This window comes from Paenarthrobacter sp. AT5 (assembly GCF_032764245.1).
Taxonomy (GTDB): Bacteria; Actinomycetota; Actinomycetes; order Actinomycetales; family Micrococcaceae; genus Arthrobacter; species Arthrobacter ureafaciens.
The window spans coordinates 3,473,420-3,489,578 of sequence record NZ_CP136441.1 but is presented as its reverse complement, the minus strand read 5'-3'; the positions used below and the strand labels follow the sequence as shown (position 1 = coordinate 3,489,578).

Genomic DNA, 16,159 nt, shown 5'->3' with positions numbered 1-16,159 from the left:
TCCGTGTTTGGATTGATACATGGATACCGCTTTGGAACGCCCCGCGCTGGTCCGCAGCAGCGACCGCATGATCGCGGGAGTCTGCAGCGGACTCGCCGGACACTTGGGCTGGCCGGTGAAGTATGTCCGGCTGGCCATGGTCCTCGCCAGCTTCGCCGGCGGTGCGGGCATGGCCTTCTACGCGTGGTTGTGGATCATGGTTCCCACGGCGGATGAGAACGCCCGGCGCAACGCCAAGCGGCCGGCGTCGCCCATCGCTCCCGCGGTGAGCCGCCCGTCCGCCGGTCCCGCCACAAACTACGACGCCGGGTCCCTCACCGGGCGTGGGACAGGCGCCCCCGGCAACGTCGCCGGAGCCTCCGGTGATGCCCCCTCCGGTGCCGATGGGACAACCGCGCCGTCCGGGGACTGGGGAAGCGTCGGTGCAAGTCCCGTGGCGCCGTGGTTCACGTTCCGGAAGATCCAGTACGGCAAGGAGATCCTTCTTGGAGTAGGGCTGCTGCTGGTGGCCGCCATCCTGATTGCCCAACAACTGGGCGTGGACGTGCCGCTGGGAACCCTGATCCCGGCCGCAGCAATCCTTGGCGGTGCTTCCATCGCGTGGATGCAGCTGGATGAGACCCGCCGGGCCGGACTGGTGGACAAGACGAAAGCCGATCAGGCAGGCGGATGGGTTCGCCTCGCGGCCGGGCTCGCGCTGGTGGTGGCAGGGGTCCTGGTGATGGTCTCTGGCTCGGGGTCGTGGGAGCAGACGTGGCTTGCCCTGCTTGCCTCCGTGGCGGTCCTTGGGGGAGTCGTGTTGGTCCTGCTGCCGTGGGGTTTGAAGTTCTGGAAGGACCTCGAAGCCGAACGCGCCGGGCGTGTCCGCGAAACTGAACGTGCCGAAATCGCCGCGCACCTCCACGATTCCGTCCTGCAAACCTTGGCGCTCATCCAACGCCGGGCGGGTTCGGAGCAGGACGTTGTCCGGCTGGCCCGGGCACAGGAACGTGAACTGCGTAGTTGGCTGTTCAGCGATTCCACCAAGGAAGCCGGGCTGCTCGCAGAGCGGGTCAAGGCCGTTGCGGCGGAGGTGGAAGACGCTCTGGGCAATCCCGTGGAAGTGGTGACCGTAGGCGATACGGAGATGACCGAGCGGCACGAGGCACTGGTCCAAGCTGCCCGTGAGGCCATGTTGAACGCGTCCCGCCACGGCGGAAGCACAGTGTCTGTCTACCTTGAATGCACTGCGGGAAACACCGAGGTCTTCATTAAGGACCGGGGGCCGGGATTCGATCCCGACGCCGTGCCCGAGGACCGCATGGGCGTCAAGGAGTCCATCATCGGGCGCATGAAGAGGCACGGCGGCACAGCGGCCATCATCAGCAGCGGCAACGGAACGGAAGTCCGGTTGGCGCTGCCCGCCATGGAGGCGGAGAACAACGAACCAAGGAACGGAGAAGTCCGGCAATGAACAGCCCTGCCCAGCCCGGCGCGCGGAGCGTGCGCGTGGTGATCGTGGACGACCACACCATTTTCCGCTCAGGTCTCAAAGCTGACCTGGACGAGCGCATGGACGTTGTGGGGGAGGCCGGCACGGTTGAACAAGCCATCGCCGTGATTGCCGAAACCCGCCCCGAAGTGGTGCTGCTGGACGTCCACCTGCCAGGGGGCTTGGGCGGTGGAGGCAGGGAGGTCATTGCGGGTTCGGCTGCGCTCCTCAAGACGACGAGCTTCCTGGCCCTGAGCGTTTCCGACGCCGCCGAGGACGTGGTGGCCGTGATCCGCGCGGGCGCCCGCGGGTACGTTACCAAAACCATCTCCGGTGCCGAGATCTCCGACGCCGTCATCAGGGTTGCCGATGGCGACGCCGTCTTCTCGCCGCGGCTGGCCGGGTTTGTCCTTGATGCCTTTGGAACTGCGCCGGCCGACATTGCCGACGACGAACTGGACAAGCTCTCCGCCCGCGAGCTCGAAGTCATGCGGCTCATCGCCCGGGGATACAGCTACAAAGAGGTGGCCAAGGAGCTCTTCATCTCCATCAAGACGGTGGAAACCCATGTCTCCGCGGTCCTCCGCAAGCTCCAGCTGTCAAACCGCCACGAGCTCACCAAGTGGGCTGCCGAACGCCGCCTCCTCTAACCCCTCCCCAACGCTCTCCCACATCCCACCCGTGTTTCCCCAACCATCTTCCACATCCCACGCCTTAAACTGAAACGCTCTTCCACCATCAGCGGTGGAAGAGCGTTTCAGTTCAGGGGCGGGGTTACTTGGCCTTGCCGAGGAACTCCTGGAGCCGGCGGACGCCTTCGGCGAGGTCGTCGTCACCGAGCGCGTAGGACAACCGGACGTAACCCGAGGGGCCGAAGGCCTCACCGGGAACCACTGCGACCTCAACCTCGTCGAGGATCAGCGCGGCCAGTTCCGCGGACGTCGAGGGACGCACGGGGCCGTTGGCCGTGTCAAATTCCTTACCCAGCAGCCCGCGGACGTCTGCGTAGACGTAGAACGCGCCGGTCGGCGTCGGGCATTCAACGCCCTCAATCGCGTTCAGGCCGGCCACAATCGCCTTGCGGCGGCGGTCGAAGGCAACCTTCATCTCGTCGACGGCGGTCAAGGGGCCGGTAAGTGCCGCGGCTGCGGCCACCTGCATGATGTTGCTGACGTTGGACGTGGCATGGGACTGCAGGTTGGTCGCGGCCTTGATGACGTCGGCGGGGCCGATCATCCAGCCCACGCGCCATCCGGTCATGGCGTAGGTCTTGGCAACACCGTTCAGGATGACCACGCGGTCGCCCAGTTCAGGAGCCGCAGTGGCGATGGAGGTGAATTCCACGCCGTCGTAGGTGAGGTGTTCGTAGATCTCGTCCGTGACAACCCAGAGGCCCTTGGAGGCGGCCCACTTGCCGATCTCTGCTACCTGCTCCGGGCTGTAGACGGCGCCCGTGGGGTTGGACGGGGAAACGAACAGGAGGATCTTGGTCTTGTCCGTGACGGCGGCCTCAAGCTGCTCAATAGTCACCAGGTAGCCCTGCTCCGGTCCTGCGAAGACCTCTACCGGGACGCCGCCGGCGAGCCTGATGGCCTCCGGGTAGGTGGTCCAGAACGGGGAGGGGATGATGACCTCGTCGCCCGGATCAACCAGCGTGGCAAACGTGTTGTAGACAGCCTGCTTGCCGCCGTTGGTCACAAGGACCTGGGACGGGTCGACTTTGTAGCCGGAATCGCGCAGCGTCTTGTCCGCGATGGCTTTCTTGAGCTCGGGCAGTCCGGAAGCGGGGGAGTACCGGTGGTACTTCGGCTGGCCGGCAGCTTCAATGGCGGCCTTCACGATGTAGTCCGGGGTGGGAAAATCGGGTTCTCCGGCTCCGAAACCGATGACGGGGCGGCCCGCGGCCTTCAACGCCTTGGCCTTGGCATCAACGGCAAGGGTGGCGGACTCGGCAATGGCGGAGATTCGTTGTGAAATGCGGGCGGCAGGTGTTCCGGCAGACATCTAAGTACCATTCTTCGCAGGCAGCACGTGGGCTGGATGATGGGATTCGACGTAAACTACCTTATGCTGTTCTGCGGAGCTCCCGGGGGACTGCTGGAGTTTGTGACTGATGTTGCTGGTCACAAGCCCGGACGGCCCTAGAGCCCCGAATCGAGCCGGTTCGACTATCGCGGATTTCTTGCGTAGACTGGTTCACCGGTGTTGAAAAGCACCACAGGCTGAAGTGCGGCCTGAAACATGGATTCAATCCATAGGGTAGTGGCGCAATTGGTAGCGCAGCGGTCTCCAAAACCGCAGGTTGCAGGTTCGAGTCCTGTCTGCCCTGCGCAGGCTGTTCCGGCGGAAACGCCGGAGCACGCGCAGCAACCATGGCTCTGATCAGGGCCGGGTCTAACGACTTTGCAAGGTGAGTGAGGATCAGGTGACCGAAACAGCTGCAAGCAGCTCAAAGGGCCGCCCCGCCAAGAAAGCCGATTCCGGCTTTTTTGCCCGAATTGCACTCTTCGTCCGCCAGGTTATCGGCGAACTGAAGAAGGTCGTTGCTCCAACCCGCAAAGAACTGATCAACTACACGCTCGTGGTGCTGGTGTTCGTCGCCATCATGATGCTCATCGTGACCCTCCTGGACCTTGCTTTTGGTACCGGAGTCAGCTGGGTCTTCGGAGGATCAGGCGCCACGGACCGCTAAGCGGATCTGTCCGCAAACTGCGTAAACCCTGGTTTCAGGGATTTTTGCGGGGTTTGCGGAATTGAGCCATTTAAATAGGCATGTTAGGCAATGAGGAAGCAGGAGACCAAGTGTCTGAGCAGGAGCTCGAGGTAAACGAGACTGAGCTGGACGGGACCGCAGAGAATGCGGCCGTAACCGCAGACGAGTCCGAGGTTGATTCCGCTGCGCCCGAAACTGCCGACGTCGACGAATCCGAAGACGCTGACGTGGACGACGAGTCCACTTCCGAGGTAGACGAAGAAGACGATTCGGAAGAGGGCGTCTCCTTGGAATCTGCCGCTGCCGCCGCCCCGGCTGATCCGGCCGAGGAATTCAAGGCCAAGCTGCGCCGTCAGGAAGGTGACTGGTACGTCATCCACTCCTACGCAGGCTACGAGAACCGCGTGAAGGCCAACCTCGAGACCCGCATCCAGACCCTGGACATGGAAGATTACATCTTCGAGATCCAGGTTCCGATGGAAGAAGTCGTCGAGATCAAGAACGCGCAGCGCAAGGTCATCAACCGCGTACGCATTCCCGGATACGTGCTGGTCCGCATGGACCTGACCGACGCTTCCTGGGGCGCCGTCCGCCACACCCCCGGTGTCACGGGCTTCGTGGGTAACGCCCACAACCCGGTTCCGCTCCGCCTTGACGAGGTCTTCTCCATGCTTGCCCCGGTCTTCGAAGAAGAACAGGCTGAGAAGGGCAAGCCGGTCAACAAGCAGCAGCAGGCTCCGGTGGCCGTGGACTTCGAAGTCGGCGAGTCCGTCATCGTCAAGGAGGGCCCGTTCGAAACCCTTCCGGCAACGATCTCCGAGATCAAGCCCGAGTCCCAGACCCTCGTGGTGCTGGTCTCCATCTTCGAGCGCGAAACCCCGGTTACGCTTGCATTCAACCAGGTCACCAAGATCTAGCTGATACACAGATTTCGCTCCCGGCCGCCTGCTTAGCGGCTTGGTAGCGGCCGGTCGCCTTGCCATGGCGGCCACCAACCTGGGACGCGCTCCTGTGCCCCAGGAAGCTATTGAGAGAAGGACCCTACATTGGCTCCCAAGAAGAAGGTCACCGGCCTCATCAAGTTGCAGATCCAGGCAGGTGCCGCTAACCCGGCTCCGCCGATCGGTCCTGCGCTTGGCCAGCACGGTGTCAACATCATGGAATTCTGCAAGGCGTACAACGCTGCTACGGAATCCCAGCGCGGAAACGTCATTCCGGTGGAAATCACGGTCTACGAAGACCGCTCCTTCACCTTCATCACCAAGACCCCGCCGGCTGCAGAGCTCATCAAGAAGGCTGCAGGCGTCGCCAAGGGTTCGGCTACCCCGCACACCGTCAAGGTTGCCAAGCTGACCCAGGCACAGGTCGAGGAAATTGCTTCCACCAAGATGGAAGACCTCAACGCCAACGACATCGCGGCTGCTGCCAAGATCATCGCCGGCACTGCCCGCTCCATGGGCATCACCGTCGAATAGTCGAGGAATGAACGTACGGTGAGGGCTGAGGAACGAGGCACTCGCCGGAAGTGAGTCCCGGAGACTTTCGACCATTAGGTACCGTCGAGGGCTAATTACAGCCTTCACCCGCCGGGAAACCGGCAACCGAACATAGAAATGTCGCAGGATCCTTTGCCGGATCCACGACTGTGGCAGGGCCCAGCGCGGTCCGAAGACCACAACTGCACAAGGAGAAACAAGCAGCATGGCAAAGCGCAGCAAAGCATATGAGGCAGCCGTAGCCAAGATCGAGGCAGGCAAGGCCTACGCCCCGTTCGAGGCAATCACCCTGGCAAAGGAAACCAACCCGTCGAAGTTCGACGCAACGGTTGAGGTTGCTTTCCGCCTCGGCGTTGACCCCCGCAAGGCAGACCAGATGGTCCGCGGCACGGTCAACCTCCCCCACGGCACCGGCAAGACCGCCCGTGTCCTGGTTTTCGCAACCGGTGACAAGGCTGAGGCAGCAATCGCAGCCGGCGCCGACTTCGTTGGCTCCGATGACCTGATCGAAAAGATCGCCGGCGGCTGGACCGACTTCGACGCAGCCGTTGCCACCCCTGACCTCATGGGCAAGGTTGGCCGCCTCGGTAAGGTCCTCGGCCCGCGTAACCTCATGCCGAACCCGAAGACCGGCACGGTTACCCCGGATGTCACCAAGGCTGTCAACGACATCAAGGGTGGCAAGATCGACTTCCGCGTCGACAAGCACTCGAACCTGCACTTCATCATCGGCAAGGTTTCCTTCGACGCCACCAAGCTGGCCGAGAACTACGCCGCCGCACTGGAAGAGGTTCTTCGCCTGAAGCCGTCCGCTTCCAAGGGCCGCTACATCCAGAAGGCCACCGTTGCCACCACGTTCGGCCCGGGTATCTCCGTTGACCCGAACGTCACCAAGGTTCTCATCGAGGCGTAAGCATTCGACGAGCATCGGCTCTGAAAGGACCGTCCGGCATTGCCGGGCGGTCCTTTCCGCATTCCTGCCCGGTGCGACGGAGGGCCCGACTTCGGTGTCCCGGGCGGGGTCTTGTACCGCCTGACCGCGGGCCCTAGGCTGTGGGGCGTGACGTCGTCGAACCTTATGAACAGCGGCGAATTAAGCAACGCGGGACCAACCGTGGAGCGGATCAACGCCCCGGACGGTCCCGGGGCGCGCATCACTCCGGACTTCAGGGCCTTCCATGAACTTGGCGTACGCCACGAACTGGCCCTGTGGGGCACTGCGGACCGGGCCGCCACCCTTGAGGAGGACATAGCCTTCTGGCGGGGAAACGAATACGAAGAACGTCACGTCTACGTGGCACGTCTCGAGGAGCGGATTGTCGGCTGCGGCACGTTGACGCTTCCCTTGAGCGAAAATACGACGACGGCGGGCGTACACGTCCTGGTGGACGCACCTTTTCGTCGCCGCGGCTTCGGGTCGGTGATCCTGGGGGTATTGGAGGGCGTGGCCCAAGACCGTGGCCGGAGCTCCTTCGACGGTTACTGCGGTGAGCCAATCGCGCCCGTGCTGGCGGGTGTGCCTCTGTTGGAAGCCGCATCGGGCAGCGGCGGTGTGCCCCGGGACAGCGCCTCAACCCGCTTCGCCGTTCACTGCGGCTACTCGCTGGAACAGGTGGAGACCAACAGCAGCCTGGCGTTGCCCTTTGACGCGACGCACATCGACGCCCTGGAGGCGGACGCCCGGTCCCGTTCCACGGCTTACAGTGTCATCACGTGGTCGGATCGTTGCCCGGATGAGTTTGTTGAATCCTATGCGCGGCTCAAGAGCCTTATGAGCACGGAAGTTCCCATCGCCGGACTCGGGTGGGAAGGCGAAGCATGGGATGTGGCAAGGGTGCGGCAGGAAGAAGCCACCTGGCGTGCGGGCGGTTTGGACGCAGTGGTTTCCGTCGCCCGGCACAACGACTCAGGGGAACTGGCTGCCTATACCGCGCTGGTTCATCGGGAGGCCATGCCGGCGGTGATTTTCCAGGAGGACACACTAGTGGACCCGGCCCATCGGGGACACCGTTTGGGAATGCTGGTGAAAATTGCCAACCTGCGCAAAGCAGTGCTGGCCTGGCCTGCAGGTACGTCCGTCATGACATGGAATGCCAGTGAAAACCGGCATATGCTGGCCATTAATATCGCCTTGGGATTCAAACCTTCCGGCTTTGAAGGCGAATGGCAGAAACGGTTGGTATGACTTTAGAAGAGGCGAAGACCGTCGAGGTTGAGCAGGCATGGGTTCCCGACAACCTGGACAGCCCGGACGCCAAGGACTTCCTCGACGCGGTCGAGGTTGCCCGGCGGGTGCGGATGCAGACCTGGGGGAGTGACGACCTCGCCTACACGCCGCTGGAGAAAATGCTGGAGTTCTCCGATCCCTACGAACGCCAGATCATCCTGGTCGCCAAAGTGGATGGCAAAATTGTAGGAACCATAGACATCGCCTTGCCGTTGGCTGACAACATCGATCTGGCCGAATTCACCTTGGATGTCCTGCCCGAATACCAGCGCAGGGGCGTGGGCCGCCACCTCCTCGAAGCCGCGGAACAGCTCGCCCGGGCAGAGGGCCGCACCATGGTCCTGGTGGACACCAACCACCCGGCAACGTCCCTGACCGAGATTCCGGAAGACCAGCTCATTCCCGGCATCGGGCCTGGCTTCGTTCCTGTCAGCAGCCGTGAGGTGGACTTCGCACAGCGGGCGGGCTATACGCTGCAGCACATCGAGCAGTTCAGCTCACGTGTCCTTCCGCTGGATTCCAAGCTGGTGGCGGATCTCCAGGCCGAAGCCGAGGAAGCCAACGCCGGCCGCTACGCGTTGCACCACTGGACTGACCGCTGCCCTGAGCGGTTGCTCGAGGGCGTGGCGGAGCTGGAGAACGCTGCCGGCGAAGTGGTCCACGGCGAGGACGAGGACGACGAGCCGGCCGGGGCGGACACCGGCATGGTCTTCGACGCTGCGGTATTGCGGGAAACGGAAGACGCAGCCATGGCGCAGGGAAGGCGGACGGTTGTTACCGCCGTCGAGCATGTTGCTACCGGGAAGCTGGTAGGCCTGACCACCATCAGCGTTCTGGCGCACCGCCAGGACGTCGTCTTCCAGGATGACACCTTGGTCCTGCAGGAGCACCGGGGGAACAAGCTGGGGCTCCTGATCAAGGTGGCCAACATGGAACGCCTGAGTGAGCAGTTCCCGGACGCCAGGGTGATCTACACGTGGAACGCGCCGGAGAACCGCTACCTCCTGACGGTCAACAAGCAGTTGGGATTCACGACGGCGGGAGTCACCGGACTGTGGCAAAAGGAACTGCCGCGCCGCTCGGCCGGGGCGACCACATCGGACTAGGGGGCCGATTTGGAGTTCGCATGCCGTCTCCCGTAACCTTGAATTACCAAAGACCGTCGGTTGATGGGAATCCACCCTTTCGAGCAAAGCTCAGCTCTGTAGCTACGCCCGTGAGAACAAGGTGAATTTCTTGACGAAGGACCCTGACATAGGGCGGCCAACGCAGGTGAACGAGTTGAGTCTCCACAGTAAAGCTGTGTTGAGCCAAGCCCCGTGCATCTGCGCGGGGCGTTTTTAGTTTTAGCTCTCGTGAGCAGGGACCCGGAAGACCGGCTTTATTCCCCGGAAGGAGGGTTATGACAACGCCTAGCAAGGTCTCCGCAGTTGCAGAGATCACCAACGATTTCAAGGAATCGACTGCGGCTGTCCTGACCGAATACCGTGGGCTCTCTGTTGCGCAGCTCAAGGAACTCCGTGTTGCTCTCGGCCAGGACACCAAGTTCTCGGTCGTCAAGAACACCCTGAGCGCCATTGCAGCCAAGGAAGCTGGTGTCGATGCATTCGACGGCCAGCTCGCCGGCCCCACTGCGATCGCCTTCATCAAGGGCGACGCCGTTGCTGCTGCAAAGAGCCTGACGGACTTTGCCAAGGCCAACAAGCAGCTGGTCATCAAGACCGGCCTGTTCGAAGGCAAGGCACTGGACGCTGAGGGTGTCGCCGCACTGGCTGCCCTCGAGTCCCGCGAGTTCCAGCTTGCACGTGTTGCCGGTGTCCTCAAGGCTCCTGCATCTGCTGCTGCACGCATCATCGATGCCCTGCGCCTCAAGCTTGAAGAAGAGGGCGGCGCTCCTGCACCGGCCGCTGAAGAAGCACCGGCTGAAGAGGCTGCAACCGAGGAAGCTCCGGCTGCTGAAGAAGCACCGGCTGCTGCCGAAGCTGCAACCGAAGAGAACTAAGTTCTCCCCCCAATCAAACTCCGGTGCACGGAACGGCAAGGTCCGGACCAGCACCACCTAATGGAAGGACGCCACCATGGCGAAGCTCAGCAACGAAGAGCTCATTGAAGCTTTCAAGGAACTGACCATCATCGAGCTCTCCGAGTTCGTCAAGCTCTTCGAAGAGACCTTCGAAGTTACTGCTGCTGCTGTTGCAGTTGCAGGCCCCGCCGGCGGCGGCGCCGGTGCTGAAGCTGCTGAAGAGAAGACCGAATTCGACGTCATCCTCGAAGCAGCCGGCGACAAGAAGATCGCAGTGATCAAGGAAGTTCGCGCCATCACCTCCCTCGGCCTCAAGGAAGCCAAGGACCTGGTTGACGGTGCACCGAAGGCTGTTCTCGAAGGCGCCACCAAGGAAGCCGCAGAGAAGGCAAAGGCTCAGCTCGAAGAAGCTGGCGCAACGGTTACCCTCAAGTAACTCGTTCTGCTTTGGGAAGCCCCGTCTGGTTCGCCGGGCGGGGCTTTCTGCTGTTAAAGCACCCAACCAGGTCGTATTAGTGCGCGTTTTGAGGGCTCAGAACGCGCACAGATGCGACCTAGTTGGGTTCGCTGATGTCTGCCACGATTGCGTTCAGCGCCGCCGTCAGCGCGTCGGCATCCACGAAGGCGCTGCGCCCGTGCGCACCGGCCCCCATCGAGATCCGGCGGCCCGCGATCGAGGCGTCAGCATAGACGGGCCAGGCGTTCGTGCTGCCCAGCGGAGTGATGGTCCCGCGTTCGTAGCCGGTGGCTTCCAGCGCTACGTCCGCAGCTGGCAGCGAGAGTTTGTTGACCCCCACCAAGGCACGCAGCTTCGGCCAGGAGATCTGCCGGTCTCCGGGAATGAGCGCGAAAAGGAACGTGCCGTCCCTGTGTTTGACCACGAGGGACTTCACGATGTCAGCGGGAGTGATTCCGAGGATGCTCGCCGCTTCTTCCAGGCTGCGGGCTGCCGGACGTTCGACGACGTCCACGTCCAGTCCGCGGGCGGCGGCATCATCCAGAAACCGTTGGGCGCCGTTGGCGTGGGCCATGGTCCGGACCCCCCTTAGTCGCGGTACAGGAGGAGGGCTTCGCCTTGGCCTCCGCCGCCGCACAAGGATACGGCGGCCTTGCCGGTTCCCCTCCGTCGGAGCTCATGCGCCGCGTGCAGGGCCAGGCGGGCTCCGGAGGCGCCGATGGGGTGGCCCAGGGCAATCGCTCCACCGTGGATGTTGCACTTTTCCAAGGGGTATTGGAGGTCCTTGAGGGACTGGACGGCAACGGACCCGAAGGCCTCATTGATCTCTATGAAATCCAGGTCTTCGGCAGCCCAGCCGGCCTTCTTCAGAGCCTGTGCAATGGCGTTGGAAGGCTGCGAGTGCAGGGAATTGTCCGGTCCGGCCACCTGCCCCGGCTTGCCCACGACGGCAAGGTATTCGAGGCCGTTGTCCTTGGCGAAGCGGCGACTGGTCAACACCAGCGCGGAGGCGCCGTCGGACAGGGGAGAGGAGTTGCCGGCAGTAATGGTTCCGTCCGTGGCGAAGGCTGCCTTGAGCGGGGCGAGCGTTTCCAGCGTGGTGTTGGGCCGGATCCCCTCATCCGAGGTCAGCACCACGGGATCTCCCTTGCGCTGCTTGACGCTGAGGGGCGCAATTTCGACGTCGAAGATTCCTGCCTCCGCTGCGGCGGCGGCGCGTTGGTGGGAAGCCGCGGCCACCTCGTCCTGGGCACGCCGGTCAATGCCGAGCGTTACGTTCTTGGATTCCGTGGATAGTCCCATCGACTGCCCGTCAAAAGCATCCGTCAGGCCGTCGTGCGCGGCGACGTCCAAGGCCTGGACGGCTCCGTAGGTCCAGCCCTGGCGTGAACCGGGGAGGAGGTGCGGGGCACGCGTCATGGACTCCTGTCCGCCGGCCACAACTACCGTGGCATCTCCGGCGCGGATCATCCGGGCAGCGTCGATGACCGCCGTGAGCCCGGACAGGCAGACCTTGTTGATGGTTACGGCCGGGATATTCCAGCCAACGCCTGCGGCTATGGCGCTCTGCCTGGCGGGGTTCTGGCCGGCGCCTGCCTGCAATACCTGTCCCATGATGACGGTGTCCACCTGCTCGGCCTTGACACCGCTCGCCGCCAGGGCGCCCGTGATCGCATGGGCACCAAGTTCGACGGCGGTGAAGCCCGCCAGCTGCCCGTTGAGGCGGCCCTGCGGGGTCCGGGAACCTGCAAGGATGACAACGTCATTGTCGTCGGAGTTCGTCATGGTCTCTCTTCCGGTCCGGTTGTATTACGTCCTAGGCTATCGCGCGGCGGGCTCTCCGGTACCCGGCTTGGAAAGGCACTCTTCCGGAAGACCTGCCCGGGGCCGTGGAGCGCCTTCGCTTTGGTGCCTGCAGCAACGGTGCTTGCAATCCCGGACGATCTGGGGTAGACAGAAAGGCTACTTTGCCGTATCGTAGATATTTGCGTCTTCCCTGTTAACCTTCAGCCTTCATATAGCGGTGGGCTTTACATCTCAGCTGCGTCAATCGGCATGCCGTCCAAGGCGTGCATTTACCTTTTGCGGGGCTGGGTCCGGGTCATATAGCGGAACCGGATTAAGTATGCCGCGGAGAACTCCGCGGGATGCAAACGGGGGAGATCTGAAAACGCCTGAAGGTCTGTGGAAGGATCCCTCTTGGTCGCCTCGAGCACCTCTAATAACGAAACCGCTAACACGGCAAGCACCGATGGTGCCACCCGCCGCCTCTCATTCGCAAAGATTCACGAACCGCTGGATGTTCCGAATCTTCTCGCCCTGCAGACAGACAGCTTTGACTGGCTGGTCGGAAACGAACGCTGGCAGGCGCGGGTAGCGAAGGCTGTCGAGGAGGGCGACCTCAGCGTCGCCACCACCTCCGGACTTGCCGACATCTTCGAAGAGATCTCCCCGATCGAGGACTTCCAGGGCACCATGTCCCTGAGCTTCTCCGAGCCGGAGTTCGCTGATCCGAAGTACACCATGGCCGAATGCAAAGACCGTGACGCCACCTACTCGGCTCCCTTGTACGTCAAGGCCGAGTTCATGAACAACAACACGGGCGAAATCAAGCAGCAGACCGTGTTCATGGGCGACTTCCCGCTCATGACCGAAAAGGGAACATTCGTCGTCAACGGCACCGAGCGTGTTGTTGTTTCCCAGTTGGTCCGTTCGCCCGGCGCGTACTTCGAGCGCGCTGCAGACAAGACCAGTGACAAGGACATCTTCACCGCGAAGATCATCCCGTCCCGTGGTGCTTGGTTCGAGCTCGAAATCGACAAGCGCGACCAGGTCGGTGTTCGCCTCGACCGTAAGCGCAAGCAGTCAGTTACCGTCCTCCTGAAGGCCCTTGGCTGGACCGAAGGCCAGATCCTCGAAGAGTTCGGCCAGTACGACTCCATGCGTGCAACGCTGGAGAAGGACGCCACCGAGACCCGCGAAGACGCCCTGCTGGACATCTACCGCAAGCTGCGTCCGGGCGAGCCGCCCACAGTCGAGGCTGCCCAGTCCCTGCTGGACAACCTGTACTTCAACCCCAAGCGCTACGATCTGGCCAAGGTTGGCCGTTACAAGATCAACCGCAAGCTGGGCATCGACCGCTCCCTTGGTGACAAGGAAGCTTCGGTCCTGCACGTTGAAGACATCGTCGCCATGATCAAGTTCCTCGTTGCGCTGCACGCCGGCGAGAAGACCATCATGGGCAAGCGCGACGGCGAAGACCACGAGCTCCGCGTCGAGATCGACGACATCGACCACTTCGGCAACCGCCGCATCCGCGCCGTTGGCGAACTGATCGAAAACCAGGTCCGCACCGGCCTGTCCCGCATGGAGCGCGTCGTCCGCGAACGCATGACCACGCAGGATGTCGAAGCCATCACGCCGCAGACCCTGATCAACATCCGCCCGGTTGTTGCAGCCATCAAGGAGTTCTTCGGAACCTCCCAGCTGTCGCAGTTCATGGACCAGAACAACCCGCTGTCGGGTTTGACCCACAAGCGCCGCCTGTCGGCCCTTGGCCCGGGTGGTCTGTCCCGTGACCGCGCAGGCATGGAAGTCCGAGACGTTCACCCGTCCCACTACGGACGTATGTGCCCCATCGAAACTCCTGAAGGCCCGAACATCGGCCTGATCGGTTCGTTGGCTTCCTACGGCCGCATCAACCCGTTCGGCTTCATCGAAACCCCGTACCGCAAGGTCACCAACGGTGTTGTTTCCGACGACGTCGAATACCTCACCGCAGATGACGAGGCCGAGGTCCTGATCGCACAGGCCAACGCTCCGCTGGATGCCGACAAGCGCTTCTCCGAAGAGACCGTTCTTGTCCGTGCCCGTGGTGGTGGAGGCGAGCCCGTGCTGGTTCCGGCCGAGGATGTCCAGTACATGGACGTTTCCCCGCGCCAGATGGTGTCCGTGGCAACGGCCCTGATCCCGTTCCTCGAGCACGACGACGCCAACCGCGCACTCATGGGTGCCAACATGCAGCGCCAGGCTGTGCCGCTGGTCCGTTCCGAGGCTCCGTTCGTGGGCACCGGCATGGAGCGCGCCGCAGCTGTTGACGCCGGAGACGTTGTCATCGCCAAGAAGGCCGGTGTGGTAACCGAGGTTTCCGCCGAGCTGGTTGTCATGCTCAATGACGACGGCACGGAAACCAACTACCGCATCAACAAGTTCGCCCGCTCCAACCAGGGCAACTGCTACAACCACCGCGTCCTGGTCAACGAAGGCCAGCGCCTGGAAGTTGGCGGCATCATCGCTGACGGCCCGGCAACGGACCAGGGTGAACTTGCCCTCGGCAAGAACCTGCTCGTGGCATTCATGTCATGGGAAGGCCACAACTTCGAGGACGCCATCATCCTGTCCCAGCGCATCGTCGCTGAAGACGTTCTGTCCTCCATCCACATCGAGGAGCACGAGATCGACGCCCGCGACACCAAGCTTGGTGCCGAGGAAATCACCCGTGACATCCCCAACGTGTCCGAGGAAGTCCTGGCAGGCCTGGACGAGCGCGGCATCATCCACATCGGTGCCGAGGTTGAAGCAGGCGACATCCTGGTCGGAAAGGTCACCCCGAAGGGTGAAACCGAACTGACTCCGGAAGAGCGCCTCCTTCGCGCGATCTTCGGTGAGAAGTCCCGCGAAGTCCGCGACACCTCGCTGAAGGTGCCCCACGGCGAGTCCGGTACGGTCATCGGCGTGCGCGTCTTCGACCGCGACAACGACGACGAACTGCCCCCGGGCGTGAACCAGCTGGTCCGCGTCTACGTTGCAGCCAAGCGTAAGATCACCGACGGTGACAAGCTCGCCGGCCGCCACGGCAACAAGGGTGTTATCTCCAAGATCCTCCCGGTCGAGGACATGCCCTTCCTCGCAGACGGTACCCCGGTGGACATCGTCCTGAACCCGCTTGGTGTTCCGGGCCGTATGAACGTTGGCCAGGTCCTGGAAACCCACCTCGGTTGGGTTGCCAAGACCGGTTGGAAGATCGAAGGCGAGCCGGAGTGGGTCAAGAACCTCCCGAACCTGCCTCGTGAGACCGGCCAGACCACCGTTGCCACCCCGGTGTTCGACGGCGCCCGCGAAGAGGAAATTACGGGCCTGCTTGACTCCACCAACGTGACCCGCGACGGCGACCGCCTGATCGACTCCTCCGGCAAGACGCGTCTGTTCGACGGCCGCTCCGGCGAGCCGTTCCCGGACCCGATCTCCGTCGGTTACATGTACATCCTGAAGCTCCACCACCTGGTGGACGACAAGATCCACGCGCGTTCCACCGGCCCGTACTCCATGATCACGCAGCAGCCGCTGGGTGGTAAGGCACAGTTCGGTGGCCAGCGCTTCGGTGAAATGGAAGTGTGGGCGCTCGAAGCTTACGGCGCCGCTTACACCCTTCAGGAACTCCTCACGATCAAGTCGGATGACATCCACGGCCGCGTGAAGGTCTACGAAGCCATCGTCAAGGGCGAGAACATCCCCGAGCCTGGCGTTCCCGAGTCCTTCAAGGTCTTGATCAAGGAAATGCAGTCGTTGTGCCTGAACGTGGAAGTTCTTTCCACCGACGGAACCACGATCGAAATGCGTGACTCTGATGACGCAGTCTTCACGGCTGCGGAAGAACTGGGCATCGATCTGTCTCGCGCAGAGCCCAGTTCCGTAGAAGAGGTCTAGCAGCCGCTCCGGCGGGTGGTGCCAGCACCGCCCGCCGGGCAGCTCCCTCTTTCCGTAACCAAGACT

Annotated in this window: 14 protein-coding genes and 1 tRNA gene; 12 read left to right on the top strand and 3 right to left on the bottom strand. The window is 62.7% G+C overall.

Annotated features, from left to right (window positions below; translation table 11 throughout):
- Window positions 1-19: 19 nt before the first annotated feature.
- On the top strand, window positions 20-1,453 hold the full coding sequence (locus RI444_RS16155; RefSeq protein ID WP_207605695.1) for an ATP-binding protein: 1,434 nt from the start codon (window positions 20-22) through the stop codon (window positions 1,451-1,453).
- Entirely contained in the window at window positions 1,450-2,121 is a 672-nt protein-coding gene (locus RI444_RS16150) for a LuxR C-terminal-related transcriptional regulator (RefSeq protein ID WP_021472392.1), read from the top strand. The genes RI444_RS16155 and RI444_RS16150 overlap by 4 nt, the downstream gene beginning before the upstream one ends.
- Window positions 2,122-2,245: 124 nt before the next feature.
- Here RI444_RS16150 and RI444_RS16145 read toward each other — a convergent pair whose 3' ends face one another.
- Window positions 2,246-3,475 carry a pyridoxal phosphate-dependent aminotransferase gene (locus RI444_RS16145; protein ID WP_021474787.1) on the bottom strand — a complete coding sequence of 410 codons (1,230 nt, stop codon included), beginning with the start codon at window positions 3,473-3,475 and terminating at the stop codon, window positions 2,246-2,248.
- A 252-nt stretch (window positions 3,476-3,727) separates the two neighbouring features.
- Between RI444_RS16145 and RI444_RS16140 the strand changes: the two genes are divergently transcribed.
- From RI444_RS16140 to rplL, 9 genes are all read left to right on the top strand, one after another.
- A tRNA-Trp gene (locus RI444_RS16140) sits at window positions 3,728-3,800 on the top strand.
- An 81-nt stretch (window positions 3,801-3,881) separates the two neighbouring features.
- Complete coding sequence (gene secE / locus RI444_RS16135; RefSeq protein ID WP_031217390.1) at window positions 3,882-4,163, top strand: preprotein translocase subunit SecE; 282 nt, start codon at window positions 3,882-3,884, stop codon at window positions 4,161-4,163.
- Between the two features lie 110 nt (window positions 4,164-4,273).
- Window positions 4,274-5,101, top strand: coding sequence for a transcription termination/antitermination protein NusG (gene nusG / locus RI444_RS16130; protein WP_021474785.1), 828 nt, complete (start codon window positions 4,274-4,276; stop codon window positions 5,099-5,101).
- A 129-nt stretch (window positions 5,102-5,230) separates the two neighbouring features.
- Complete coding sequence (rplK, locus tag RI444_RS16125) at window positions 5,231-5,659, top strand: 50S ribosomal protein L11 (RefSeq protein ID WP_021474784.1); 429 nt, start codon at window positions 5,231-5,233, stop codon at window positions 5,657-5,659.
- A gap of 226 nt (window positions 5,660-5,885) precedes the next feature.
- Window positions 5,886-6,593: a 50S ribosomal protein L1 gene (gene rplA, locus RI444_RS16120; protein WP_021474783.1), complete on the top strand. Its 708-nt coding sequence runs from the start codon at window positions 5,886-5,888 to the stop codon at window positions 6,591-6,593.
- Window positions 6,594-6,740: 147 nt separating this feature from the next.
- Window positions 6,741-7,865 (top strand): GNAT family N-acetyltransferase, encoded by a 1,125-nt coding sequence (locus tag RI444_RS16115; RefSeq protein WP_242703225.1) that lies wholly within the window; start codon window positions 6,741-6,743, stop codon window positions 7,863-7,865.
- On the top strand, window positions 7,844-9,013 hold the full coding sequence (locus RI444_RS16110; RefSeq protein ID WP_207605696.1) for a GNAT family N-acetyltransferase: 1,170 nt from the start codon (window positions 7,844-7,846) through the stop codon (window positions 9,011-9,013). Before RI444_RS16115 ends, RI444_RS16110 begins: the two co-directional genes overlap by 22 nt.
- A gap of 296 nt (window positions 9,014-9,309) precedes the next feature.
- On the top strand, window positions 9,310-9,909 hold the full coding sequence (rplJ, locus tag RI444_RS16105; protein ID WP_021472393.1) for a 50S ribosomal protein L10: 600 nt from the start codon (window positions 9,310-9,312) through the stop codon (window positions 9,907-9,909).
- Between the two features lie 76 nt (window positions 9,910-9,985).
- A complete protein-coding gene (gene rplL / locus RI444_RS16100; RefSeq protein ID WP_021472394.1) occupies window positions 9,986-10,366 on the top strand; it encodes a 50S ribosomal protein L7/L12 in 381 nt (126 codons plus the stop codon).
- Window positions 10,367-10,484: 118 nt separating this feature from the next.
- Here the strand turns inward: rplL and RI444_RS16095 are convergent, their stop codons facing one another.
- Both RI444_RS16095 and RI444_RS16090 read right to left on the bottom strand, forming a co-directional pair.
- A complete protein-coding gene (locus RI444_RS16095) occupies window positions 10,485-10,961 on the bottom strand; it encodes an aminoacyl-tRNA deacylase (protein ID WP_021472395.1) in 477 nt (158 codons plus the stop codon).
- A gap of 14 nt (window positions 10,962-10,975) precedes the next feature.
- Window positions 10,976-12,172 (bottom strand): acetyl-CoA C-acetyltransferase, encoded by a 1,197-nt coding sequence (locus tag RI444_RS16090; protein ID WP_062097503.1) that lies wholly within the window; start codon window positions 12,170-12,172, stop codon window positions 10,976-10,978.
- A 414-nt stretch (window positions 12,173-12,586) separates the two neighbouring features.
- On the opposite strand from RI444_RS16090, the gene rpoB reads away from it, so the two are divergent.
- Window positions 12,587-16,093: a DNA-directed RNA polymerase subunit beta gene (rpoB, locus tag RI444_RS16085; RefSeq protein WP_031216553.1), complete on the top strand. Its 3,507-nt coding sequence runs from the start codon at window positions 12,587-12,589 to the stop codon at window positions 16,091-16,093.
- Window positions 16,094-16,159 lie beyond the last annotated feature (66 nt).